The following is a 25,438-nucleotide window of genomic DNA, read 5'->3' as shown; positions in this document are numbered from 1 at the left end:
AGGAATCGGCGCAAGAAAAAGGCCGCCCGGAGGCGGCCTTTCGCGGTTCGTTTCGCCGAGGCGCCCGATCAGCGCTTCATCGAATTGAAGAACTCGTCGTTGGACTTCGTGTTCTTCATCTTGTCGAGCATGAATTCCATCGCGGCCAGCTCGTCCATCGGGTGGAGGAGCTTGCGCAGGATCCAGATCTTGGCGAGCAGGTCCGGATCGATCAGCAGGTCCTCGCGACGGGTGCCGGAGCGGTTGATGTCGATGGCGGGGTATACGCGCTTCTCGGAGATGCGGCGGGACAGGTGGACTTCCATGTTGCCCGTGCCTTTGAACTCCTCGTAGATCACCTCGTCCATCTTCGAGCCGGTGTCGGTCAGCGCCGTGGCGATGATGGTCAGGCTGCCGCCTTCCTCGACGTTGCGCGCGGCGCCGAAGAACCGTTTCGGACGCTGCAGCGCGTTGGCGTCGACACCGCCGGTGAGCACCTTGCCCGAACTCGGCACCACGGTGTTGTAGGCGCGGGCGAGGCGGGTGATGGAGTCGAGCAGGATCACCACGTCCTTCTTGTGCTCGACCAGACGCTTGGCGCGCTCGATCACCATCTCGGCGACCTGCACGTGACGCACGGCCGGTTCGTCGAAGGTGGAGCTGATGACTTCGGCGCGGACGGTGCGGGCGATTTCCGTCACTTCTTCCGGACGCTCGTCGATCAGCAGCATGATCAGGTGGACGTCGGGATGGTTGTACTGGATGGCCTGCGCGATGTTCTGCAGCATCATCGTCTTGCCCGACTTCGGCTGGGAGACGATGAGGCCACGCTGGCCGCGGCCGATCGGCGCCACGAGGTCGAGAATGCGGCCCGTGATGTCCTCGGTGGATCCGTTGCCGCGCTCGAGCTTGAACGCCTTGCGCGGGAACAGCGGGGTGAGGTTCTCGAACAGCAGTTTGTTCTTCGACGCTTCCGGCGGGTCGCCGTTGATGTCGTCGACCTTGAGCATCGCGAAGTAGCGCTCGCCTTCCTTCGGATGGCGGACGCGTCCGGTGATGTAGTCGCCGGTGCGCAGGTTGAAGCGGCGGATCTGGCTGGGGGAGACGTAGATGTCGTCCGGACCGGCCAGGTAGGACTCGTCGGCCGAGCGCAGGAAGCCGAAGCCGTCCTGGAGGATCTCGAGCACGCCCTCGGCCCAGATGCCGCCGCCGGAGCGGGCGTGGGCCTTGAGGATGTTGAAGACCACGTCCTGCTTGCGCTGGCGGGCCACGCCTTCGCGGATGCCGAGCGACTCGGCGAATTCGAGGAGCTGGATGGAGTTCTTGCGTTTCAGCTCGGTCAGGTTGATCAGGCGATCGTTGCTGCCGGCGTCGGCGTTCTCGTCGTCGTCGACGGGATAGCCATTGTTGTTGCGCGGATGCTGGTAATTGCCGCCGGCGTTGCCGCCCCCGCCGCCCTGGCGCTGCTGGTTGCGCTCGTTCCGGCGACGGCGGCCTCGGCCTTCGCGCTCGTTACGGTCGTTGCGGTTCTGCTGGTGGTGCTGCTGGCCGCCGCCCTGTTGCTGGCCCTGGGCCGGCGGCTGACCGCCATCGCGTCCTTCGGCCTGCGGTTGCGGCAGGGGCGGAAGGGCGGGCGGGTTGGTGTTCCCAAGCTGCAGTTCGGCCTGCGGGGCAGGGGCGGGCGCCGGAGCGGGCGCGCTCGTCTCTACCGCGGGGGCCTCGGCGGCGGGCGCCTTGCGGCGGGTGCGCGGACGCGGTTCGGTCGCAGGCTGGTCGCCGGCGCCCTTGGCGTCGATGGAGTCTTTGGTTTCGATATCGGACACGGGCAAACCTCACGGGGCGCCGTTGGAAGAAGAGGGGGAGAGGGTTCGCGGCAGGGGGACAAGTGGTGTCCCGGCGAACGCCTTAGAGCCTAGCATCGCGTGAGGCGCGACGTAAAGCGCCTCACGCGGCGGCGGGGTGGAACAGGCGATTAAACGATCGCCTTCTGGATCATCTGGTCGAGCTGGCCCTTGCCGACGGCGCCGATCTGCGTGGCCTCGACCTTGCCATTCTTGAACATCATCAGCGTGGGAATACCGCGTACACCGAACTGACGCGGGGTCTGCTGGTTCTCGTCGATGTTGATCTTCACGATCTTGACCTTGCCGTCGTACTGGGCGGCCAGCTCGTCGAGCGCGGGAGCGATCGACTTGCACGGACCGCACCATTCGGCCCAGAAGTCGAGCAGGACGGGGGTATCGGACTCGAGGACGTCCTTGTTGAACGCAGCGTCGCTCGTATGGGTGATCTTGTCGCTCACCGGGATCTCCAGAAAAAGGGTGAATAGGGGGTTGACGACCGTGACGCTCGCATCGGCTACACTAAGGAGCCCCATGTCGCGGGTCCAACCGGAACCGAAGGTCTTGGCCATTGCAGCCGGCGGCCCTCATTCCAACCCAACTAGGGGCGCGATTCAAGCAATTCAAGGTCGCCAGCGGGTGGTTTCCGTTGACATAGGTGAACCGGTTCTTCCAGCCGGTTCACCTATGCCAGCGGGAACCCTCGGGCGCGGCCACCACCGCCTCCGGCCATCGCGCGCCGGGCGCGTCGCAGGCCGCCGGCATGGCACCCGGCCGCTCCCGACACTCCCGTGACGCCGGCCGGACCCTCCGTGTCCCCGTGGGCTCCCCATGCCGCCGGGACGGCGCCGCCCCAGCGCGGCGCGAGCTTCCAGGCCCTTCATTCCACCATGTCCCAAACCGTTCTCACCGACGTCTTCTACGAAAACCTCGACCTCCATCCGCTGCTCCAGCAAGGCCTCGCGGCCGCCGGCATCACCCGGTGCACCCCCATCCAGGCGCTGACGCTCCCCGTCGCCCTGACGGGGCGCGACGTCGCGGGCCAGGCCCAGACGGGCACCGGCAAGACCTTCGCCTTCCTCGTCGCGTTGATGGATCGCCTGCTCAAGAATCCGGCCCATGCGGACCGCAAGGATTCCGACCCGCGCGCCCTGGTCATCGCGCCCACCCGTGAGCTGGCGATCCAGATCGAGAAGGATTTCCAGGCCATCGGCAAGGCCACCGGCCTGCGCAGCGCCCTGATCTACGGCGGCGTCGACTACGACAAGCAGCGCCAGCAACTGCGTGACGGCTGCGACATCATCATCGCCACGCCGGGCCGCCTCCTCGACTACTACAAGCAGGACGTCTTCGGCTTCGGCAGCGTCGAGGTCATGGTCATCGACGAGGCCGACCGCATGTTCGACCTCGGCTTCATCAAGGACGTGCGCTTCATCTTCCGTCGCCTGCCTGCCCGCGACCGGCGCCAGGTGCTGCTGTTCTCCGCCACGCTCAGCCATCGCGTGCTGGAACTGGCCTACGAGCACATGCACGAGGCCGAGAAGCTGGTGGTGGAGACGGAGAACGTCACCGCCGACCGCGTCCGCCAGGTGGTCTACTTCCCCTCGAAGGAAGAGAAGATGCCGCTGCTGTTCAACCTGCTCGAGGAGAGCAAGGCCGAGCGCAGCATCATCTTCGTCAACACGAAAGCCGCGGCCGAGCGCATCACCGACCGCCTGAAGCGGCACAACTTCCGCGTCGGCGCCATCTCCGGCGACGTGCCGCAGGTGAAGCGCCAGAAGCTGCTGCAGCGCTTCCAGGAAGGCCAGATCGACCTCTTGGTGGCCACCGACGTCGCCGCCCGCGGCCTGCACATCCCGGCGGTCAGCCACGTGTTCAACTACGACCTGCCGCAGGATGCCGAGGACTACGTCCATCGCATCGGCCGCACCGCGCGCCTCGGCGCCGAAGGCGATGCGATCAGCTTTGCCTGCGACCTCTACGCCATGGGCCTGCCTGACATCGAGGCCTACATCAATCAGAAGATTCCCACCGCCTCCATCGAGGCGAAGATGCTGGTGATGCCGGCACCGCGCCCGCGCGCCGACGGCGTGCAGGACGAAGTGGACGATCCGAACGATACCGGCGGCCATATCCCCACGCGCGGCGCCCCGCCCGAGAAGGGCGGCCGGGGCGGTCGCGATGGCCGGGGTGGTCCGCGTTCCGGCGAGCGTTCCGGCAGCCGCGAGCGCCGACCGCGCCCGCCGCGCGAGGATCGCCCGGCCGCTGCCGGTTCGCCCACCGAGGTGCCGGTGAAGACGGTGGTGGTCGCCGAGACCGTCGCCGAACTCCCGGCCGCCACGGAAGCGATGTCCGCCGACGGCGCCTCGAAGAAGCGCCGCCGTCGTCGTGGCGGCCGCGGCCGCGGTGCCCGCGAGGGCGCCGAGAACGGCAACGGCGCGGCGAACGGCAATGCCGTGCGCACCGACAAGCCGAAGCAGGGCGCGCCGCGCCAGGCCGAAGGCCAGGCGAATCCGAGCCGCCGCCCGTCGCGCCAGGTCGCCGCCAGTCGTCCGGCGCCGGCACCGGTCGCTCAGCCGCCCAAGGAAAAGATGGGCCTCCTGCGCCGCATCGGCCGCCTGTTCGGCGGCCGATAAATCCGCTTTGTAGGAGCCGCTATAGCGGCGAGGGGAACCTCCCTCGCCGCTTCATCGCTCCGTGGGCTTCTCGCCGCTATAGCGGCTCCCACAGTTCGGCAATCTCACTCGCCGCTATAGCGGCTCCTACAAGGTTGCTGTAGCTCCCACATTTCTACACCACATCCCTTATCCTCTGGAGCTTCACGAGCCAACGGGTAACGCGGTGATCGGTTTCGATCTGGTGAGCAAAAGGTACGAGGGCGGTCACCAGGCCCTTACCGATGTGTCCTTTCAAGTCGACGCGGGCGAAATGGCCTTCGTTACCGGGCATTCCGGTGCCGGCAAGAGCACGCTGCTGAAGCTGCTGGCGATGATCGAGCGCCCGACCAACGGCGTGGTCACGCTGGACGGCCAGAAGCTCAATACGGTTCGTTCGGGCGATGTCCCGAAGGTGCGGCGCAAGCTCGGCATGGTCTTCCAGGACCATCGCCTGCTGCTCGACCGCAGCGTCTTCGCCAACGTGGAGCTGCCGCTCATCATCGCGGGTGTCGCCCCGTCCGATCGCGGCCGTCGCGTGCGTGCCGCGCTGGAGAAGGTCGGCCTGCTCAGCTACGAAAAACAGCTGCCCGAAGCCCTCTCGACCGGCGAGCAGCAGCGCGTGGGCATCGCGCGCGCCATCGTCGCCAAGCCCGCCGTGCTCATCGCCGACGAGCCCACCGGCAACCTCGACCCCCAGCTGGCCATGGAGATCATGACCCTGTTCGCGGAGTTCCAGGCGGTCGGTACCGCCGTCCTCGTCGCCAGCCACGACCTCATGCTCATCAAGCGCATGAAGAAGCGCGTGGTGGTGCTCGACCACGGCAAGCTGGTCGCCGACGTGCCCGCCACGGAGGTGGTATGAACGCCGTCCGGGAACCCCGCCGCACGCCCGAGCCGGAGAAAACCCGCCGCAGCGGGCCGCGCAAGGTCGGCGCCTGGCGCGAGCACCACGCCTGGAGCCTGTCCATCAGCCTGCGTCGCCTTGGCGCGCGACCGCTCGGCACCCTGCTCACCGTGGCCGTGATGGGCGTGGCCCTGGCCCTGCCGCTCACGTTCTACCTGCTGCTCGGCAACGTGCAACGGATGGGCGACGCGCTCGGCCGCAACCAGTCCATCAGTGCCTTCATGAAGCCGGGGCAGAACGCCGTCATGGCGGACACCGCCGCCGCCGCGCTGCGCGGCCGTCCGGAGGTGGCGGAGGTCGTCGTGCGGACGCCGAAGGACGGGCTCGACGAACTGGCGGAGGTGCAGGGTTTCTCCGGCGCCTTGCAGTCGCTCGATGCGAATCCCTTGCCGTACGTGCTTTCCGTGAAACCGAATCCGGGCCTCTCCGCGGAAGAAGCCGGCCGTCTGGTCGAATCGATGAAGGCGACGCCGGGCGTCGACATGGTCCAGGACACCGGGGCATGGCGTCAGCGTCTGGATGCCCTGCTTGGCGTGGGGCGCCGCGCCGTCGGCCTGCTCGCCCTGCTGCTCGGCATCGCCGCGCTGCTGGTGGTCGGTAACACCATCCGCGTCGACATCCAGAGCCGCAGCGCCGAGATCGGCGTGCTGCTGCTCATCGGTGCCAGCCGTCCCTTCGTCCGACGGCCTTATCTGTACGCGGGCGTCTGGCTCGGATTCCTCGCCGGCGTGCTCGCCGTGGCACTGGCCGTGGTGCTGGAACTGGCGATGGCAGGCCCGGTGGAGCGGCTCGCGGCGGCCTACGACGGCAGCGTCAACTTCGGAGGGCTCCCCGCCTGGCTGCTGCTTTCGGTACCCTTCGCGTCGGCCTTGCTGGGGTGGCTCGGCGCACGACTCGTGAGCGCGCGGCAGATCCGCCGTGCCGCGGCGGCCTGACTAAGGGGGCATTGGGGTGGGATCTCACATCGGTTCGGGTGTTGCCGGCGCCACGCCGCGCATTCTCCTGGTGGACGGCTCGAAGGTCGTCCGCCAGCTCATCGCGCGCGTCGTCGCCGCGGAGGTGCCGGGTGTCGAGATCGTCGGCGCGTCCACCGGCGCGGAGGCCCAGGCCGAACTCCAGCGCGGCGTGTTCGACTTCGTGACCGTGGCGCTGCGCCTGCCCGACATGGACGGACTCGACGTCGCCCGCTTCGTGCGCGAATCCGCGCCGCAGATCTACATGCCCATCGTCGTCGTCTCCGGCGACGTCGAGGAGCGCCTGCACCGGCGCGAGCTCGGCGAATTCGTCACCGACTACTTCGACAAATCGCTGGGTTTCGGCGCGCTGGCCGAATTCATCCGCGGCTACGTGCGTCCCGAGGGCGGCGCGGAGGGCGAAGTGCTCTATGTGGAAGACAGCCGCGTCGTCGCCCTCGCCACGCGGCGCATGATGGAGAAGTACGGCCTCACCGTGCATCACGTCATCAGCGCGGAAGACGCCCTTCAACACCTCCGCGACGCGCACGAGCGCGGCGAGGTCGGTGCCGATGTCGTGCTGACCGACGTGAGCCTGAAAGGCGAACTGACCGGCGGCGACCTCGTGGAACGTATCCGCAACGACTTCGGCTACGGCAAGGGCCAACTGCCCACGCTGGTGATGACCGGCGACGAGAATCCCGCCAACCAGGCCGCGCTGCTGCGCGCCGGTGCGAACGACCTCGTCGAGAAGCCGGTCGAGGAGAAGCTCCTCATCACCAAGCTGCTCTTCCAGCTGCGCGTCGCCCGGCACCTGCGGGCGAGGGCGGCGCATTGAACGACCGGGTGAAGCTGGAGCCGTCCTGGAAGACGAGGATCGGTGCGTACCTGGATCGTCCGGAGATGCTTGCCCTCTCGGAGTTCCTGCGCGAGGAAAAGGCGCGCGGAAAGACGATCTACCCGCCGGGTCCGGAAATCTTCAACGCCTTTGCGCACACGCCGTTCGACAAGGTGCGCGTGGTCGTCCTCGGCCAGGACCCGTACCACGGCCCCGGCCAGGCGCACGGGCTCGCTTTTTCCGTCCGCCCCGGCGTGCGCGTGCCGCCGTCGTTGCAGAACATGTTCAAGGAAATCGAGGATTGCCTCGGTATCCCGCGACCGGATCACGGTTGCCTCACGCCCTGGGCCGACCGCGGCGTGCTCCTGCTCAACGCGGTACTGACCGTCGAAGCGGGCAACGCGGGTTCGCACCAGGGCCGGGGTTGGGAAGGTTTCACCGATGCCGCCATCGATGCGCTCAACCGCGAGCGCGAGGGCCTCGTCTTCATGCTCTGGGGCAGCCACGCCCAGCGCAAGGGCCAGCTCATCGACGGCAAGCGCCACCTGGTGCTGCGCAGCGTGCATCCCTCGCCGCTCTCCGCCCACCGCGGCTTCATGGGCTGCGGGCATTTCGCCAAGGCGAACGCTTACCTGGAATCCCGCGGCGAGCCGCCGATCGATTGGTCGCTGCCGCGGCGCGCCGAGCTGGCGGCCTAGCCGGGCGGCGGCGTGGCCCCGAAACCCGCCCCGTCGGGCCGGGCGCCTACCCAATCCTGAACGCGTCAGTACACCCTCTGGACATCGTCGGGGCATTTCTGTACCATTGCGTACAGTTAACCGATGAACTTCGGGCCGACTTAGCACTCTCATTTCGGGACTGCTAATCTGCGAACAGACTTTCAGGAGGTTCCACACATGTCCCAAGCCCTCGCCACCCGGAACTACGGGCTACCGAGCGTCGTTGGCAGTCTGGATTCCTATATCTCGGCGGTGCACCGCATTCCGGTGCTCAGCCTGGACGAGGAGCAGTCGCTGGCGCGCCGCTTCCACGACGACGCCGACCTCGACGCCGCCAAGCAGCTCGTGATGTCCCACCTGCGTTTCGTGGTCCACGTGGCCCGGGGCTACAACGGTTACGGCCTGCAGCTGTCCGACCTCATCCAGGAGGGCAACATCGGCCTGATGAAGGCGGTGAAGCGCTTCGACCCGGATCAGGGTGTCCGCCTGGTCAGTTTCGCGGTGCATTGGATCCGTGCCGAGATGCACGAGTTCATCCTGCGTAACTGGCGCATCGTGAAGGTCGCCACCACCAAGGCGCAGCGCAAGCTGTTCTTCAACCTGCGCAAGAGCAAGAAGCGCCTGGGTTGGATGAACGCCGAGGAAGTGCGCGTGGTCGCCAACGACCTGGGCGTGCCGGAAGCCACCGTCCGCGAGATGGAATCCCGCCTCTCGGGCCGTGACGTCGGCTTCGAGGCTCCGGCCGACGCGGACGACGACGACAAGCCGGCTCCGGCCGCGTTCCTCGTCGACGAAGGCGCCGACCCGTACGACAACCTCGCCGAGGAAGATGCCAGCAACAACCAGATGGGCGCGCTGTCCTCGGCGCTCGGCAACCTGGACGACCGCTCGCGCGACATCATCCAGCGTCGCTGGCTGGCCGAGGACAACAAGGCCACGCTGCAGGATCTTGCGGACGAGTACGGCGTGTCGGCCGAGCGCATCCGTCAGATCGAGGCGAACGCGATGAAGAAGATGCGCGTCGCCATCGCGGCCTGAGGCCGCGGTTCGGCGTAAGATCGGAAACGGCCCCTTTGCGGGCCGTTTTCCGTTGTCCATCCGGCAGGAGCAGAGCGGATGCCCAGGGCCCTGGTCATCGAAGACGACGAGGTTACCGCCCGCGATATCGTCGCGGAGTTGGGCGCGCACGGTCTCGTCGCCGACTGGGTGGCGGACGGGCGGGAAGGCCTGGCGCGTGCCCTCGAGGACGGCTACGACATCATCACGCTCGACCGCATGCTGCCCGGCATGGACGGCATCGACGTCGTTTCCGAACTGCGCCAGCGCGATGTGGACACACCGGTGCTGATGATCAGCGCGCTGTCCGACGTGGACGAGCGCGTGCGCGGCCTGCGCGCGGGTGGCGACGACTACCTCACCAAGCCCTTCGCGCCCGACGAACTGGCCGCGCGCGCCGAAGTGCTGCTGCGCCGGCGCCGCCAGGGCGCCAACGAGACCCGGCTGCGCGTCGCCGACCTCGAACTCGATCTGGTCCGGCACAACGCGCAGCGCCGCGACCAGGAACTGACCCTGCTGCCCACGGAGTTCCGCCTGCTGGAATTCCTGATGCGCAACGCGGGGCAGGTGGTGACCCGGCAGATGATCTTCGAACACGTATGGGGTTTCCATTTCGACCCGGGGACCAACGTGATCGACGTCCACATCGGCCGCCTGCGTCGCAAGATCGACGGCGTCGGCCATTTGCCGCTCATCCGCACCGTGCGCGGCTCGGGATACGTCCTTGCGCCCGCTGACTGACGCCTGGCGCTCCACCACCTCGCGCCTGATCATCATCTATGGCGCGTTGTTCGCCGTCTGGTGCGTGGTCTTGCTTGGCATCGTGCAGTGGGAGACGTCGCGCTACCTGTCCGGCGTCATCGACCAGATGCTCGCGTCGCGCGTGCACTACCTGGAAGGCACGGCTCCGCGCAACATGCGCGCGACGGTGGAATCGGCCAGCCAGATCGACGTCCAGGGCGCGATGTGGATGGGGCTGTTCGACGCACAGGGCAGGCACCTCGCCGGCAACATCGCCACATTGCCGAAGGAACTGGCGGAAGACGACGTCGCCCGCTCGCTCAGCGCGAACCTGGCCAGCCCCACGCGCAAGGTCACCGCGCGCGTGCGCGGCCTCGCCCATGCGTTGCCCGACGGGACGCGCTTGGTCGTGGCGAAGGAAAGCTCCACCATCGACGGTATCGGCACGATCATCCGTCACGGCCTCCTCTGGGGGCTGTCCCTGACGATCATCCCCGGCCTGCTCGGCGGCGTGCTGATCGCGCGCGGACCCGCGCGGCGCATTCGCGCCATTCAGCAGGCCATGGAGCCGATCCGCGAAGGCGACCTGAGCGTGCGTCTGCCCATCAGCGGTACCGGCGACGAAGTCGACCTGCTGGCAGGCACGGTCAACGCCACGTTGACCGAGATCGAGCGCCTGCTGGGCGAAGTGAAAGGCGTGACCGACAACATCGCCCACGACCTGCGCACGCCGCTCACGCGGATGCGCACGCGCCTCTACCGCCTGCAGCAGCAGTTCGAGAGCCGGCCGGAAGGCGACCAGCTCGACGCCTGCGTGGGCGAGATCGACACCGTGCTGTCGCGCTTCCGCGCCTTGCTCCGGGTGTCCGAGCTGGAGGACCGCCAGCGCAGTGCCTGCTTCGAGACGATGGACCTGTGCACCGTGCTGCGCAACGTGCACGAATTCTACGCGCCGCTGGCAGAGGACCGCGGGCAGCGTTTCGAACTCGAACTGGGTCGGCTGCCGCCGCTGCGCGGCGATCCGCAGCTGATGTTCGAGGCGTTCGCGAACCTCGTCGGCAACGCCATCAAGTTCACGCCGGACGGCGGTGCCGTGCGCCTCGTCGCGTCGACGGACGCCGGCGGCGATGCGCGGGTAGACATCGCGGATACCGGGCCGGGCATTCCGCCGGACGAACGCGAGGCCGTGTTCCGTCGTTTCTACCGCGGCGACGAGACGCGCGCGAAGCCGGGTTGCGGTCTTGGGCTGGCGATCGTGAGCGCCATCGTGCGCCTGCACGGGTATTCGCTGTCCGTCGGCGGCAACGAACAGGGCGCCGTCTTTTCGGTGACCTGTCCCGCGACCGCCTAAATAAATATTAACTACGCCGCCGCCGACGGTCGGCGCAAAATCCGCTGCGACGCAACACACGCCTCGGAATCCGTCCCCCCATGATTGGCATCGTCCGGATCGCGCTCACGCGGCCGTATACCTTCGTCGTCCTCGCTTTGCTGATTCTCATCGTGGGGCCGCTCGCCGCCCTGCGCACGCCGACGGACATCTTCCCCGACATCAAGATTCCCGTGATCGCCGTGGTATGGCAGTACACGGGATTGCCCGCCGACCAGATGGCCGGGCGCGTGTCCTCGCCGTTCGAGCGTGTGCTCACCACCACGGTGAACGACATCGAGCACATTGAGGCCAACTCGATCCAGGGTTTCGGCATCGTCAAGATCTTCTTCCAGCCCACCGCGGACATCCGTACCGCGAACGCGCAGGTGACGGCGGTGGCGCAGACCCTGCTGAAACAGTTGCCCGCGGGCACGACGCCGCCGCTGATCCTGAACTACAGTGCGTCGACCGTGCCGATCATCCAGCTGGCATTGTCCGGCAAGGGTCTCACCGAACAGAACCTCGGCGACCTCGGCCTGAACATCATCCGCCCGCAGCTCGTCTCGGTGCCCGGTGCATCCATCCCGTACCCGTTCGGCGGCAAGACCCGCCAGGTGCAGATCGACATCGACCCGCAGGCGCTCCAGGCGCGTGGGCTATCGGCGCAGGACGTGGCCAACGCGCTCGCCGCGCAGAACCTGATTACCCCGGTGGGCACGCAGAAGATCGGCCGCTTCGAGTACACGCTGCAGCTCAACAACTCGCCTTCGGACATCGAGGACCTCGGCAACCTGCCGGTGAGGGTCGTGAATGGCGCCACCGTGTACATCCGCGACGTGGCCCACGTGCGAGACGGTTCGCCGCCGCAGACCAACATCGTGCACGTCAACGGCGATCGCTCGGTGCTGATGACGGTGATGAAGAACGGTTCGGCCTCGACGCTGGCGATCATCGCCGGCATCAAGCAGCGCGTGGCGGAAATGAAGGACGCGCTGCCCGAAAGCCTGAAGATCTCGCCCATCGGCGACCAGTCGCTGTTCGTCAGCGCCGCCATCGAAGGCGTGGCGCGCGAAGGCGTCATCGCGGCAGCACTCACCAGCCTCATGATCCTGCTGTTCCTCGGCAGCTGGCGTTCCACCGTCATCATCGCCACCTCGATCCCGCTAGCCATCCTCGGCTCCATCGCGGCGCTGTCGGCCGTCGGCGAGACGATGAATATCATGACCCTCGGCGGACTGGCGCTGGCGGTAGGCATCCTCGTCGACGACGCCACGGTGACGATCGAGAACATCAACTGGCATCTGGAGCAGGGCAAAGACGTGGAAACGGCGATCCTCGACGGCGCGGCGCAGATCGTGACGCCCGCCTTCGTCTCGCTGCTGTGCATCTGCATCGTGTTCGTGCCGATGTTCTTCCTCGACGGCGTGGCGCGCTTCCTCTTCGTGCCGATGGCCGAGGCGGTGATGTTCGCTATGATCGCGTCGTTCATCCTGTCGCGCACGCTCGTGCCGACGATGGCGAAGTACCTGCTGAAGCCGCACAGCCACGACGACCCGCACGGCGAGCACGGCAAGGTGTCGCGCAATCCACTTGTCCGCTTCCAGCGCACCTTCGAGAAGCGCTTCGAGGGCGTACGCGCGAGCTACCACGTGCTGCTGGAGATGGCTCTGCTCCACCGCAAGGTATTCACCATGGCCTTCATGGGCTTCGTGGTGCTCTCCTTCCTCCTGGTTCCCATGCTGGGCCGCAACTTCTTTCCGTCGGTGGACGGCGGCCAGATCCTGATGCACGTGCGCGGGCCTATCGGCACCCGCGTGGAAGAAACCGCGCGGCTCTTCGCCCAGGTGAACGAGGCCGTGCGCAAGGTCATCCCGAAGGAAGACCTGGGCACCGTGGTGGACAACATGGGCCAGCCGGTGTCGGGCATCAACACCACTTACAACAACACCGGCACCATCGGCTCGCAGGACGGCGACATCCAGATCGCGCTGAACGAAGGCCATGCGCCCACGGCCGACTACGTGCGCAAGCTGCGCGAGACGTTGCCGCGCCAGTTCCCGGGCGCGACGTTCTCGTTCCCGCCGGCGGACATCATCAGCCAGATCCTCAACTTCGGCTCGCCCGCACCGATCGACCTGCAGATCCGCGGCCCGAACGTCTCGGCCAACTTCGGCTACGCCGACCGTCTGCTGCGCGAGATCCGCCGCGTGCCGGGTGTCGTCGATGCGCGCATCCAGCAGTCACGGGCGGCGCCGGGGTTCAACGTGGACGTGGATCGCAGTCGCGCGCAGCAGGTAGGCATCACCGAGCGCGACGTCACGGCCAGCCTGGGCGTGAACCTGGCCGGTTCCAGCCAGGTGGCTCCGACCTTCTGGCTCAATCCGAAAAACGGCGTGTCCTACCCGATCGTGATGCAGACGCCGCAGTACAGCATCGACAGCCTGCCCGACCTTGAGAATGTGCCGATCAGTCCGAGCACGGGCACGGGTGGCGCGCAGATCCTTGGCGGTTTCGCATCGGTTTCGCGCACGGCGATGAGCTCGGTGGTGAGCCAGTACAACATCAATTCCATGGTGCAGATCTTCGCCACCACGCAGGATCGCGACCTTGGCGCGGTGGCGGCGGACATCCAGAAGATCGTCGACGCGAACAGGAAGTTCCTGCCGAAGGCATCGAGCACCGCGCTGCTCGGCCAGGTGCAGACGATGAACAGCGCCTTCTCCGGCCTGATCTTCGGCCTGCTCGGCGCGATCGTGTTGATCTACCTGCTGATCGTCGTGAACTTCCAGTCGTGGAGCGACCCGTTCGTGATCGTCACCGCGTTGCCGGCGGCCATCGCGGGCATCGTGTGGATGCTGTTCGCGACCCACACCACCTTGTCCGTGCCCGCGCTCACCGGCGCCATCATGTGCATGGGCGTCGCCACGGCCAACTCGATCCTCGTGGTGAGCTTCTGCCGCGAGCGCCTGGCCGAGCACGGCGACGCGGCGAAGGCCGCTCTCGAGGGCGGCTTCGTCCGTTTCCGCCCGGTGTTGATGACCGCGCTGGCGATGATCATCGGCATGGCGCCGATGGCCCTCGGCCTGGGCGAGGGCGGCGAGCAGAACGCGCCGCTCGGCCGCGCGGTGATCGGTGGCCTGATCTTCGCCACCACCGCCACGCTGTTCTTCGTGCCGATCGTCTTCAGCATCATCCATGGCCGTCGCGGCCATCCGTCATCCACCCCGGCGAACGTTTCCGGAGAGCCCGTCCATGTCGCCTGACACCTTGCACCAACCTCCGCCGCGCCGGCTTCGCCTGGCCGGCGTCATCGCCGCGATCGTCGTCATCGCCATCGTCGTGGCCGGCGTGGCCACACGTGCCAACGAATCGCGAAAGCTGCGCGACTGGACCGACGCGCAGGCCGTGCCCACCGTGAACCTGGTCTCGCCGGAAGGCGGGCAGGGCGGCGGCGAACTCGACCTGCCTGGGCGCCTCCAGGCCTACGCGCGAGCGCCGATCTTCGCCCGCACCAGCGGCTACCTGAAGTACTGGAAAGCCGACATCGGCCAAAAGGTGAAGGCCGGCCAGCTGCTCGCGGAAATCGAGACGCCCGACCTCGACCAGCAGCTGCTCCAGGCAAAGGCCGACCTCGCCAGCGCGCGTGCCAACGAGGCGCTGGCGCTCACCACGGCCAGGCGCTGGCAGGCGATGCGCGATTCCGATGCCGTGTCGCGGCAGGAAGTGGACGAGAAGACCGGGGACTACGACGCAAAGCACGCGCTTGCGCAGGCCGCGCAGGCGAACCTGGAGCGCATCCAGGCGCTTAAGGGCTTCGCGAAGCTCGTCGCGCCGTTCGACGGCGTGGTCACCGCGCGCGAGACCGACGTCGGTGCGCTCATCAATGCGGGCGGCGGCGGGCAGGAACTGTTCGTGGTGTCCGATGTGCACAAGCTGCGCATGTACGTGAACGTGCCGCAGAACTATGTGCCGTCGATTCGCGACGGCGCCACCGTGAAGCTTTCGGTGCCGGAGTATCCGGGACGGTACTTTACCGGCACTGTCGAATCGACGTCGGCGGCGATCAATGCCGCATCCGGCACGACGCTGGTGCAGGTCTCCGTCGACAATGCCGAGGGCAAACTGCTGCCCGGCGGCTATGCCAGCGTCACCTTCGACCTTCCCGCCAACGCCGCCCTGTTGCGCGTGCCGGCGAGCGCGCTGGTCTTCGACGACAAGGGCCTTCGTATCGCCACGGTGGATGCGCAGAACAAGGTGACCTTCAAGACCGTCACCATCGCGCGCGACTTCGGCAAGTCGGTGCAGCTCGGCTCCGGTCTCGCCGCGGGCGACCGCCTCATCGAGAGTCCGCCGGACGGCCTCGCCGACGGCGATACCGTGCGCGTCAACGCACCGAAGGCGGAAGGCGACCATGCCAAGGCGTGACACATCTCGCGTGGTGGGAATCCGTGCGGGAGCCGCTTCAGCGGCGATGGGTGCGTGCGGCACACTGGCCCGCTGCCGCGGGATCGCCGGCATAGCCGGCTCCCACAGGGCGCGGGCGGTCCTGGGCGTCCTGGTTGCCACCGGTCTGTCCGGTTGCTCGCTCGCTCCGACCTACAAGGTGCCCGAGGTGCCGATGGCGCCGCAGTACGCGAACGCCGATACCCCGTGGACGGAAGCGAAGCCTGCCGACCGGCTCGATCGCAACGGCTGGTGGAAACTGTACGGCGACGCGCGCCTGGACGACTTGCAGGCGAAGTTGCTGGCGAACAACGCCACGCTTGCCGCGGCGCTGGCGCATTACCAGCAGTCCGTGGCGATCACGCGCCAGGTACGTGCGGACCTGTTCCCGCAGATCGGCCTTTCGGCCAACGCACAGCGCAACCGCGAATCCGATACGCGGCCATTGCGGGGCGCGACCTCGCCGAGCAGCTACAACGCCTACACCATCGGCGCGCAGCTGGATTACGAGGTGGACCTGTGGGGCCGAGTGCGCGACAGCGTGGCCGCCGGCACCGCGGAGCAGGCCGCGTCCGCCGCCGATCTCGCGTCGGTGCAGCTGAGCCTGCAGGCGCAGCTCGCCGACAACTATCTCCAGCTCAACGGCTTCGACCGGCAGATCAAGGTGCTCAGCGAGAGCATCGACGCGTTTACGCGCGCCCTCGCGCTGACCCAGTCGCGCCACGACGGCGGCATCGCTTCCGGTCTCGACGTGGCCCGCGCGCAGACCCAGGTGTCGAACGCGAAGTCCCAGCTGACCCAGGCGCGGGCGCAGCGCGCACTGGTGCTGCACGCCATCGCGGTGCTGGTCGGCGATTCGGCGTCGACCTTCTCGCTCGCCACCGACGATGCGCCCGTGAAGGTGCCGACCATTCCGCTGGAGGTGCCTTCGACCATCCTGCAGCGCCGTCCGGACATCGCCGCGGCGGAGCGGCGTACCGCCGCCGCGAATGCACAGGTCGGCGTTGCGCGCTCGGCTTTCTTCCCTCAGCTGACCCTCGACGGCCAGGGCGGTTGGCAGAGCAACCGATGGGGCAGCATCGCCACGGCGCCGAACCGTTTTTGGGCGATCGGGCCTACCTTGCTGCTCGACGTGTTCGACGGCGGGCGCCGCAAGGCGGCCGTCGACCAGGCCAAGGCGGCCACGGACGAGGCCGGTGCGCAATATCGGGGCGTGGTGCTCAACGCGTTCGCCCAGGTGGAAGACAACCTCACCCTGCTGCGCGACCTCGGCACGGCCCTCACCGACCAGCGTGCCGCCGCCAACGCCGCACAGCGCTCCGTCGACCTGTCGCTCAACCGCTATCGCGAAGGCGCCGTCGGCTATCTCGACGTGGTGCAGGCGCAGACCGCGGCGTTGGATGCGGAACGCAGCGTGATCGACCTGGAAACCCGGCAATTGCGCGCGAGCGTGCAGCTGGTGCGCGCGCTGGGCGGCGGCTGGAGCGCCTGACGTATGGCAGGAGCCGCTATGGCGGCGAGGAACCTCGCGACAACCCGCAAGATTTCTCTCGCCGCTGTAGCGGCTCCTACAGAACCACGAATAGGAAGAAGGGGCCTTGGCGGCCCCTTCGTTCGTCATGCCGGTACGACGACGCTCAGAGCTTCGCGCCGAGCAGTTCCTCGAGCTTGCGCTGGTCCGCGGCGAACTTGCGGATGCCTTCGGCGAGCTTGTCGGTGGCCATGGCGTTCTCGTTGTGGCCCCAGCGGAACTTGGCCTCGTCGATCTTCGCGGGCGCCTCCTCGCGGCGGCCGGTGTCCTTCAACGCCACCGGCAACGGCGCGTCCGTCTCGTCGAGCTGCTTCAGCAGTTCCGGCGCGATGGTGAGGCGGTCGCAGCCGGCGAGGGCCTGGATCTGGCCGATATTGCGGAAGCTGGCGCCCATGACGACCGTCTTGAAGCCGTGCAGCTTGTACCAGTCGTAGATGCGGCGCACCGACTGCACGCCGGGGTCTTCCTCCGGCGCATAGGTCTTCTTGTCCGTGTTGGCGACGTACCAGTCGTAGATGCGGCCGACGAACGGCGAGATGAGGAACACGCCCGCCTCGGCGCAGGCGACGGCCTGCTCGAAGCTGAAGAGGAGCGTGAGGTTGCAGTTGATGCCTTCCTTCTGCAGCTGCTCGGCCGCCCGGATGCCTTCCCAGGTGGACGCGACCTTGATGAGGATGCGCTCGCGCTTGATGCCGATGTCCTCGTAGAGACCGATCAGCCGGCGCGCCTTCTCGATGGAGGCGTGCGTATCGAACGAGAGGCGGGCGTCGACCTCGGTCGAGACGTGGCCCGGAACGATCTTCAGGATCTCGCGGCCCACCAGCACGGAAAGGCGGTCGCTGGCGTCGACCAGCTGCCGGTCGCGGTTGTTGCTCTGCGACTTCGCCCACTCCACGGCTTCGCCGATGTAGCTGGCGTACTCGGGAATACCGGCCGCCTTCAGGAGCAGCGACGGATTGGTGGTCGCGTCCTCCGGCTTGTACTTGCTCATGGCGGCGATGTCGCCGGTGTCGGCCACGACGGTGGTGATCTTGCGGAGCTGCTCGAGTTGGCTGGTCACGTTGGGGGTTCCGTTACCTGGTAAGACGTCTATTGTCGCGCCGAACGCCGTGCAAATGTAGGCATCCGAACGTATGGGTTCAGCGATATCCAAGAGGTGTGAGCGAAACCTCGCGAATCAAGCGTCAATAGAGGTCGATCGGGTCCACGTCCAGGGACCAGCGCACCTTGCGCGCCGCAGGCAGTCCGGCAAGGGCCTGCCGCCAGGGCCTCAGGAAGGCGTGCAGGCGCGCACGCGACGCGGCTTCCACCAGGAGCTGCCCGCGATGGCGGCCCGCGCGCAGCGGCATGGGGGCGGGCATGGGGCCGGCGATGCGCAAATCGCCGGGATCGCCGATCGCCACGTGGGCCTCGGCGAGGAACGCGTCCACTTCCGTGCGACCCAGCGCGTCCGCGCGCAGCAGCACCTGGTGGGCGTACGGCGGCAGGTCGAGCAGCCGGCGCTCCTCGAGCAGGCTTTCCGCGACGGCGGGATACCCCCCGCGCAGGAGGGCGTGCAGCATCGCGTGATCGGGGTGGTGGGTCTGCAACAGCACGCTTCCCGGCTTGCTGGCGCGGCCGGCCCGGCCGGCGACCTGGACCACGAGCTGGGCGAGACGCTCGCCGGCGCGGAAATCCACGCTGTGCAGCCCCTCGTCCACGCCCACGATGGCGACGAGGGTGAGATTGGGCAGGTCATGGCCCTTCGCGAGCATCTGGGTGCCGACGAGGATCGCCGGCTTGTCCTCGCGCAATCCGTCGAGCATGTCGCCGAACGCATCGCGCCGCCGCGTCGTCTCGCGATCGATACGGACGACCGGGATATCGGGGAAGCGTTCGGTCAGCGCCTCCTCCAGCCGTTCGGTGCCCTGGCCTTGAGGGCTCAGGTTCGCCGACCCGCAGGCGGGGCAGGCGGGCGGGACCGCCGTCGTGTTGTCGCAGTGATGGCAGACCAGCCTGCGCCGTCCGGCGTGCAGTGTCATGGGCCGCTCGCAGCGTGGACAGTCCGCGTGCCAGCCGCAGTCGTGGCACAGCAGCACCGGGGCATAGCCCCGCCGGTTGCGGAAGACCAGCGCCTGCTCGCCGCGCTCCACGCAGGCCGCCACGGCGTGCACTAGGGTAGGCGAAAGTCCATGGTCCAGCCGCTGCGCGCGCATGTCGACGATCTGGACGCGCGTGGGCTGCGAGGCACCCGGGCGGGCGCGCAGTACCAGCCGCCTGTACCGTCCGGCCTGGACGTTGCCGAGGGTTTCCAGCGACGGCGTGGCCGACCCCAGCACCACCGGCACGCCGAGCGCCCGGGCGCGCACCAGCACGAGGTCGCGGGCGTGGTAGCGGAAGCCTTCCTGTTGCTTGTAGGAGGGATCGTGTTCTTCGTCGACGACGATCAGGCCGGCATGCGGAAGCGGCGTGAACACCGCCGAGCGCGTGCCGATGACCACCCGGGCCGTGCCGTCGCGTGCGCGCAGCCAGGCTCGGGCGCGCTCGCCCTCGGCGAGGTTCGAATGCAGCACCTCGACCGCCACGCCAAGCCGTTCGCGCAGCCGGCGCACTGTCTGCGGGGCCAGGCCGATCTCGGGAACCAGCAGCAGGGTTTGCTTCCCCTCGGCCAGCGCCCGTTCGATCAGCGCGAGGTAGACCTCGGTCTTGCCGCTGCCCGTCACGCCATCCAGCAGGTAAGGCTGGAAGCTGCCGAATCCTTCGCCGATGGCGGCGACGGCCGTCGCCTGTTCGTCGCTCAGGACGGGACCCGGCGTGGAAGAGGCAGGCGGGAAGGTTTCCTCGAGCTCGAGCTTTTCGACCAGGCCGGCGTCGAGCAGGCGGCGCGCGGCCGCCCGCCACGCGGGCAGCGCCAGTGCCAGGTCGTCGGCGGCCCGCGGCCCGTCGTACAAGGCGTCGAGCAACGCCGCCGAGCCGCCTTTGCGGCTCTTGGCGTCCCGCGCCGAGCGGCCTTGCACGGTAAGCGCCCATGCCTCGCGGCCGGTCGCTGGCAAGGGTCTGGGTTCGCGCAGGGCCAGCGGCAAGGCGTTGGCGAACGCTTCGCCCGGTGCCCCGGCCCAGTAATCGGCGGCCCACGCCAGCGTGGCCATGAGCTCGTCGTCCAGCAGGGGGTAGGGATCGAGGACCTCGCTCACCCGCTTCAGGCGGCCGGTGCCCACCGCCGCCTCGGCGGCCGGATCGACCACCACGCCGACCATCTCCCCCCGGCCGAACGGTACGCGTACCCGCGCACCCGCGCGCGCCTCGCCCGCTGCGGGGGGCAGGTAGTCGAAGAGGGTCGGCAGGGGCACCGGCAGGGCGACGCGGAGGACGGCAATCATGCGAGGCCTAGTTTAGAGGGATATCCCATAAACGCTGGTCAATGATTGACCAGTCACACATGGGTTTGCCTAAGAATGACGTGGGCGACGGGAGGAAGAAGCTGTAAGTGCCCGCCCCGGGACCGCTTTCCGTGTTATCCACAAGTGCTGTGGATAACTCTGTGGATGAGCCTCGGATAGGGGGCATCCAAGGCGCATGGTTGGGCCGTTCGGGTTAGCTTGGGTACATTTTAACCAAGCTGAAATATAATTTCTATTCAATGACTTACGAATTGGTTCACGGGGTGCGTTCATCGGCTGTCCATCTCGCCTTGACAAACGCGAAGGGGTGCCGGCGCCTGTGTACAACCCCCTGCCGCGTAGGAAAAAATCCTAGTGCGCCGCACCGAGGACCGCGGCCACGACGAGGGCGAACAGAAGCAGCCAGAAATAGATGCTGCCTATCAGCCAGTATTTCAGGAGGGTCATCGGCCAGCCTTGCCGGTAGACCCGTTTCTGCATGATCAGCAGGTAGAGGGGCATCCACACCCACATGGCCGCCTGGACCAGCGAGATCGCCGATGCGCCGGGCGAGAAATGCGGTCGTATCCCGTCCTTGGCGAAACCCAGCAGCATCAGGCCGAGCAGCGAGATGAACAGGAAGGCGTGGCTGTGCAGGGCCACGATGATGTGCTCCATATAGAGCCGGCGCTTGAACACGTAGAAGAGCTTCAGGATGAGCGCGAAGACGGGGATCATCACCAGCAGGGTCTGCGGAAGCACCGAGAAGAAGCCCTCGCTGATCCTGCGCAGGGCCTCGGTCTTCTCCGGTCCGCCGCTTTCGATCTGGATGAGGTTGGCTTTCAGGTGGGCGATGCCCAGGGCCAGGCGGCGGTTCACCGCGTCCGGCAGCCAGCCGATGTCGACGACCGTGGCCGAGTGGTCCCAGCGGCGCGAGCGGTGCGAGCCGTTGTCGCCGCTTTCGGGGGCGACGGGTTCGGCCTTGAGCTCCGCGAGCCGCTTGTTGGCCGCATCGCGGACCACGTCCTTGGTCATCTCGATAGCGGGTCGAGCCGGCCCCGGCAGGCCCGGATTCGCCAGGGCCGCGTCCAGCTGCTTCATCTGCTCCCTGTAAAGCTCCCGCACGTCGTCGGCCGTCTTCGCCGCCTGGAGCTGGGCGATGTCGTCGCGTTCGGAGGCGGTGCCCGCCAGTGCGCTGCCCAGCGGCGTGCTGTCGAGGGCCAGGTGCGCGAAGAAGAAGGCGAGCAGGCAGAACACGAACATCAGGCGGAAGGGCGCGATGTAGCGCACCCTCCGTCCGGAGAAATATTCCAGCGTGAGGAAGCCCGGCTTCGTGTACAGCGGAGGCAGGGTGTGGACGATGCGTTCGTCCATGTGGAAGAACAGGTCGCCCGCGTCCTCGAGCATGTGCGAGACCGGACGGATGACGCTCTTGATCGACTGGCCGCAGCCGTGACAGAACTCGCCCTTCAGTTCCTCGCCGCAGTTGGCGCAGCAAAGGCCGGGCGACGGCGTCAGTTGGTTCATCGCATTCTTCCCCGAATTTTCCCCTTTCGGCTGCGGATGATGGCACGGCAACCGCTACAATGGGTGGCCCACATCGTCATCCACCCCATGACCATCGACCGCGCTCGCGCGCGGCGGGAGATCGGCGCCACCCTCCGGTTGGCCCTGCCGATGATCGTCGCGCAACTCTCCGCCATCGGCACCAATGTCGTCGACGCCGTGCTTGCCGGCCACCAGGCGGCGCACACCCAGGCGTCCGTCGTGACGGGTGCCAGCATCTGGGTGCTGGCCATCGTGACCGGCATCGGCACCATGATGGCCGTGCCGCCGACCGTGGCGCAGCTGGACGGCGCGGGCCGCCGCGGCGAGGTGGGTCCGGTGTTCCACCAGGCGCTCTACATCGCATGGGGCCTCGGCCTGCTGCTGGCCGTCGCGGTATGGCATGCGTCGCCGCTGATGGCGTTGTTCGGTGTGGTGGAATCCATGCGCCCGGACGTGGGAGCGTTCCTCCACGCCATCTGCTTCGCCGCGCCGGCGCTGACCACGTACTTCGCCCTGCGCGGCCTGTCCGAAGGGCTCTCGATGCCGCGACCGTCGATGTACTTCAGCTTCGGCGGCCTCGTCCTGCTCGCCCCGCTGGGCTACGTGCTGATGTACGGCAAGCTCGGTTTCCCGGTCATGGGCGCGCGCGGCAGCGGCATCGCCACCGCATTGGTGCTCTGGGCGGAAATGCTCGGTTTCGCCACCTACGTGCTGAAGCATCGCAACTACCGCGACCTCAACCTGGGTGGACGCATGGCCAGGCCCGATCCGCGCGAGATCGGCCGCCTCCTGCACATCGGATTGCCGATGGCCGTGACCCTGCTGATGGAAGCCGGGCTGTTCGTCGCGGTGGCGCTGCTGATCGGCCGCCTCGGCGAAACCGTGACGGCCGGCCATCACGTGGCGCTCAACGTGGCCTCGGTGGCGTTCATGGTGCCGCTGGGCCTGTCGATGGCGATCACGGTCCGCGTGGGCAATGCGGCCGGCCGCCGCGATCCGGCCGGCGTGCGTTACGCCGGCCTGTCCGGCATCGCGCTGGTGCTCGTCACGCAGCTGGTTTCCTCGGGCGTGATGCTGGCCTTCCCGGAGGCCATCGCCCGCCTGTACACCCGCGATGTGGCAGTCATCGCGATGGCCTCGCAGCTGCTGGTGCTCGCCGGCTTCTTCCAGTTCTCCGACGGCATCCAGGTGGCGTCGAACGGCGCCCTGCGCGGGCTGAAGGACACGCGGGTGCCGATGGGCATCACCTTGTTCGCGTACTGGGTCATCGGCATGCCCATCGGCTGGTGGCTGGCATTCCACCGGGACATGGGTGCCCGCGGCATGTGGATGGGCCTGATCGCCGGCCTGAGCATGGCCGCCATCCTGCTCTTCGCGCGGTTCTGGCGGAGCAGCGTGAAGGGCACGTGGCGCGACGATCCGGATACGGCGGCGCCCATGCCATTCCACACGTGATACCAACGGTCCGACGCGTTACGCTGGACGCCATCCTCGAGGAAACGCCTAGATGTCGGATCGCCACGACGCCGTGCCCCCGCCCCTTCCGGGCCGGCCCCAGCCCGTTCCACCCCCGCGCCGGCGCGGTGGGTTTGGCCGGTTCATGCTCAGCCTGGGGCGCGGCCTCAACATCACCCGGCTGGTGATCATCAATGCGATCTTCTTCGGACTCCTGGCCGCGTTCCTGCTGCTGATGTTCATCGGCGAACGGGCGAACCGCGTCGACGATCGCACGGTGCTGGTGCTGGCGCCGGAAGGCGCCCTGGTGGAGCAATACAGCGCCGATCCGTTTTCCCGCGCCATCGGCCGCATGACCGGCGACGGCGTGAAGCAGGTGCAGGTCCGCGACCTCGTCCGCGCCATCGACAGTGCGGCGAAGGACGACCGGATCAGCCGCATCGTGCTGCGTCCCGACAAGCTGCAGGCCGGCGGTTTCGCCGCGCTCCGCGAGGTCGGCGCCGCGCTGGACCGCTTCCGCAAGACCGGCAAGCCCGTCCTCGCCTGGGCAGTCAGCCTGGAGCAGGGGCAGTACTACCTTGCCGCCCACGCCGACAAGCTCTACATCGACCCGCAGGGCGGGGTGATGGCGACCGGTCTCGCCAACTACCGCCTGTTCTACAAGGACATGCTCGATCGTCTCGGCGTGCAGGTGCACCTTTTCCGCGTGGGCCAGTTCAAGAGCGCGGCCGAGCCCTTCATCCTCGATCATGCCTCGCCCGAATCGAAGGAAGCGGACGCCTTCTGGCTGGGCGGCTTGTGGAACACGTGGATCGACGAGGTGGCGAAGATGCGCCACCTCGATCCCGCGGTGCTGCGCGCCGATGTCGACGGTCTGGCCGAGCGCGTGCGCGATGCGAAGGGCAGCCTCGCCCAGCTGGCGGTGGACGAGAAGCTCGCCGACGGCCTCGCCACCGAGCAGCAGTTCGTCAGGATGCTGCGCGCCGAGGGCGTGCCGGCGGGAAGGAAGGAGCAGGGTTTCCGTCAGGTCGACCTGGCCGGTTATGTGGCCGACCGCGGCCTCTCTACCGTGGACCTGCTGCAGACGGCGCCGGGCGTGGCCGTGGTCGTCGCCGAGGGCGAGATCTCCGGCGGGAAACAGGCGCAGGGCCGGATCGGCGGCGATTCGACGGCGGCACTCATCCGCGCGGTACGCCAGGACCGGCGCACGCGCGCGCTCGTGCTGCGTGTGAATTCGCCCGGCGGCGAGGTCTACGCGGCGGAGCAGATCCGGCGTGAAGTCGAACTGACCCGCGAAGCCGGCATTCCCGTGGTGGTGTCGATGGGCGACGTGGCCGCCAGCGGCGGCTACTGGATATCGATGAACGCCAACCGGATCTACGCCGAGCCGAACACCATCACCGGCTCGATCGGCATCTTCGGCATGTTCTTCACCGTGCCGGACACGCTTGCGAAGATCGGCGTGAAGAGCGACGGCGTCGCCACCGGCCCGCTGGCCGGTGCCTTCGACATGACCCGGCCGCTCGATCCGAATGTGGGGACGCTCATCCAGAGCATCATCGACAAGGGTTACCGCGATTTCGTCGGCAACGTGGCGAAGGCGCGCGGCAAGGATTTCGCCGCCATCGACGCCATCGCACAGGGCCGCGTCTGGACGGGCCAGCAGGCATTGGACCGCGGCCTCGTGGACCGCCTGGGCAGCCTCGACGATGCGATCGCCGATGCGGCGGAGCAGGCCGGTCTCGGCAAGCATTTCAGCGTGCGCTACGCGGAGAAGCCGATGGGCGCGTTCGAGCGCTTCCTCACGAACATCGGCGACAGCTCCGAAGCGCGCGTCGCGATGTCGTGGGGCCTGCGCCTGCCGTCGTGGGTGGCCGACCTTCCGCGGCTCGCGCCGGAGTGGTCGCTGTTCCGCGGTGCAGAGGCGGGTAAGCCGCACGTCTACGCGTACTGTTTCTGCTCGCCGCGCTGAGAAGGCATTTGTGGGAGCCGGCCATGCCGGCGATCCCGCGGCAGCGGGCACGCTTGCCGCGAGCACCTAT

At 67.7% G+C, this 25,438-nt stretch carries 18 protein-coding genes; 13 read left to right on the top strand and 5 right to left on the bottom strand.

Going from position 1 to position 25,438, the window contains the following annotated elements; genetic code table 11:
- Positions 1 to 68 precede the first annotated feature (68 nt).
- Both rho and trxA read right to left on the bottom strand, forming a co-directional pair.
- Positions 69 to 1,802, bottom strand: coding sequence for a transcription termination factor Rho (rho, locus tag HBF32_RS12075; protein WP_166699855.1), 1,734 nt, complete (start codon positions 1,800 to 1,802; stop codon positions 69 to 71).
- Between the two features lie 149 nt (positions 1,803 to 1,951).
- Entirely contained in the window at positions 1,952 to 2,281 is a 330-nt protein-coding gene (gene trxA / locus HBF32_RS12070; RefSeq protein WP_166699854.1) for a thioredoxin TrxA, read from the bottom strand.
- Between the two features lie 429 nt (positions 2,282 to 2,710).
- On the opposite strand from trxA, the gene HBF32_RS12065 reads away from it, so the two are divergent.
- The 11 genes from HBF32_RS12065 (at position 2,711) to HBF32_RS12015 (ending at position 16,995) form a co-directional block, all read left to right on the top strand.
- Positions 2,711 to 4,456 carry a DEAD/DEAH box helicase gene (locus HBF32_RS12065; RefSeq protein ID WP_166699853.1) on the top strand — a complete coding sequence of 582 codons (1,746 nt, stop codon included), beginning with the start codon at positions 2,711 to 2,713 and terminating at the stop codon, positions 4,454 to 4,456.
- 205 nt (positions 4,457 to 4,661) lie between these two features.
- The gene (gene ftsE / locus HBF32_RS12060) at positions 4,662 to 5,339 is read left to right on the top strand and encodes a cell division ATP-binding protein FtsE (protein ID WP_166699852.1); all 678 of its coding nucleotides are present in this window, start codon (positions 4,662 to 4,664) and stop codon (positions 5,337 to 5,339) included.
- On the top strand, positions 5,336 to 6,316 hold the full coding sequence (gene ftsX / locus HBF32_RS12055; protein ID WP_166699851.1) for a permease-like cell division protein FtsX: 981 nt from the start codon (positions 5,336 to 5,338) through the stop codon (positions 6,314 to 6,316). Before ftsE ends, ftsX begins: the two co-directional genes overlap by 4 nt.
- Positions 6,317 to 6,332: 16 nt before the next feature.
- A complete protein-coding gene (locus tag HBF32_RS12050; protein ID WP_338039772.1) occupies positions 6,333 to 7,172 on the top strand; it encodes a response regulator in 840 nt (279 codons plus the stop codon).
- Positions 7,169 to 7,870, top strand: coding sequence for a uracil-DNA glycosylase (gene ung / locus HBF32_RS12045; protein ID WP_166699850.1), 702 nt, complete (start codon positions 7,169 to 7,171; stop codon positions 7,868 to 7,870). The genes HBF32_RS12050 and ung overlap by 4 nt, the downstream gene beginning before the upstream one ends.
- A gap of 198 nt (positions 7,871 to 8,068) precedes the next feature.
- The gene (gene rpoH / locus HBF32_RS12040) at positions 8,069 to 8,929 is read left to right on the top strand and encodes an RNA polymerase sigma factor RpoH (protein WP_166699849.1); all 861 of its coding nucleotides are present in this window, start codon (positions 8,069 to 8,071) and stop codon (positions 8,927 to 8,929) included.
- Between the two features lie 78 nt (positions 8,930 to 9,007).
- Positions 9,008 to 9,688 carry a response regulator transcription factor gene (locus tag HBF32_RS12035; RefSeq protein ID WP_166699848.1) on the top strand — a complete coding sequence of 227 codons (681 nt, stop codon included), beginning with the start codon at positions 9,008 to 9,010 and terminating at the stop codon, positions 9,686 to 9,688.
- A complete protein-coding gene (locus HBF32_RS12030) occupies positions 9,672 to 11,039 on the top strand; it encodes a sensor histidine kinase (protein WP_193570359.1) in 1,368 nt (455 codons plus the stop codon). Before HBF32_RS12035 ends, HBF32_RS12030 begins: the two co-directional genes overlap by 17 nt.
- An 80-nt stretch (positions 11,040 to 11,119) precedes the next feature.
- Positions 11,120 to 14,323: an efflux RND transporter permease subunit gene (locus tag HBF32_RS12025; RefSeq protein ID WP_166699847.1), complete on the top strand. Its 3,204-nt coding sequence runs from the start codon at positions 11,120 to 11,122 to the stop codon at positions 14,321 to 14,323.
- Positions 14,313 to 15,485, top strand: a complete 1,173-nt coding sequence (locus tag HBF32_RS12020; RefSeq protein ID WP_166699846.1) for an efflux RND transporter periplasmic adaptor subunit — start codon at positions 14,313 to 14,315, stop codon at positions 15,483 to 15,485. Before HBF32_RS12025 ends, HBF32_RS12020 begins: the two co-directional genes overlap by 11 nt.
- A 46-nt stretch (positions 15,486 to 15,531) precedes the next feature.
- Positions 15,532 to 16,995: an efflux transporter outer membrane subunit gene (locus HBF32_RS12015; RefSeq protein WP_166700533.1), complete on the top strand. Its 1,464-nt coding sequence runs from the start codon at positions 15,532 to 15,534 to the stop codon at positions 16,993 to 16,995.
- Positions 16,996 to 17,140: 145 nt separating this feature from the next.
- Here the strand turns inward: HBF32_RS12015 and tal are convergent, their stop codons facing one another.
- The 3 genes from tal to HBF32_RS12000 all read right to left on the bottom strand — a co-directional run bounded on the left by tal (position 17,141) and on the right by HBF32_RS12000 (position 21,920).
- On the bottom strand, positions 17,141 to 18,094 hold the full coding sequence (gene tal, locus HBF32_RS12010) for a transaldolase (RefSeq protein WP_166699845.1): 954 nt from the start codon (positions 18,092 to 18,094) through the stop codon (positions 17,141 to 17,143).
- Positions 18,095 to 18,218: 124 nt separating this feature from the next.
- On the bottom strand, positions 18,219 to 20,393 hold the full coding sequence (locus tag HBF32_RS12005) for a primosomal protein N' (RefSeq protein ID WP_166699844.1): 2,175 nt from the start codon (positions 20,391 to 20,393) through the stop codon (positions 18,219 to 18,221).
- A 372-nt stretch (positions 20,394 to 20,765) separates the two neighbouring features.
- Complete coding sequence (locus tag HBF32_RS12000; RefSeq protein ID WP_166699843.1) at positions 20,766 to 21,920, bottom strand: DUF3667 domain-containing protein; 1,155 nt, start codon at positions 21,918 to 21,920, stop codon at positions 20,766 to 20,768.
- Between the two features lie 87 nt (positions 21,921 to 22,007).
- Here HBF32_RS12000 and HBF32_RS11995 point away from each other — a divergent pair, with 87 nt between their 5' ends.
- Both HBF32_RS11995 and sppA read left to right on the top strand, forming a co-directional pair.
- The gene (locus HBF32_RS11995) at positions 22,008 to 23,396 is read left to right on the top strand and encodes an MATE family efflux transporter (RefSeq protein ID WP_166700532.1); all 1,389 of its coding nucleotides are present in this window, start codon (positions 22,008 to 22,010) and stop codon (positions 23,394 to 23,396) included.
- A 145-nt stretch (positions 23,397 to 23,541) separates the two neighbouring features.
- The gene (gene sppA, locus HBF32_RS11990; protein ID WP_240147826.1) at positions 23,542 to 25,368 is read left to right on the top strand and encodes a signal peptide peptidase SppA; all 1,827 of its coding nucleotides are present in this window, start codon (positions 23,542 to 23,544) and stop codon (positions 25,366 to 25,368) included.
- Positions 25,369 to 25,438 lie beyond the last annotated feature (70 nt).

It is taken from the genome of Luteibacter yeojuensis (assembly GCF_011742875.1).
GTDB lineage: Bacteria > Pseudomonadota > Gammaproteobacteria > Xanthomonadales > Rhodanobacteraceae > Luteibacter > Luteibacter yeojuensis.
Note: the sequence above shows the minus strand (reverse complement) of the source record. Positions and strands in the feature narration are given on the sequence as shown.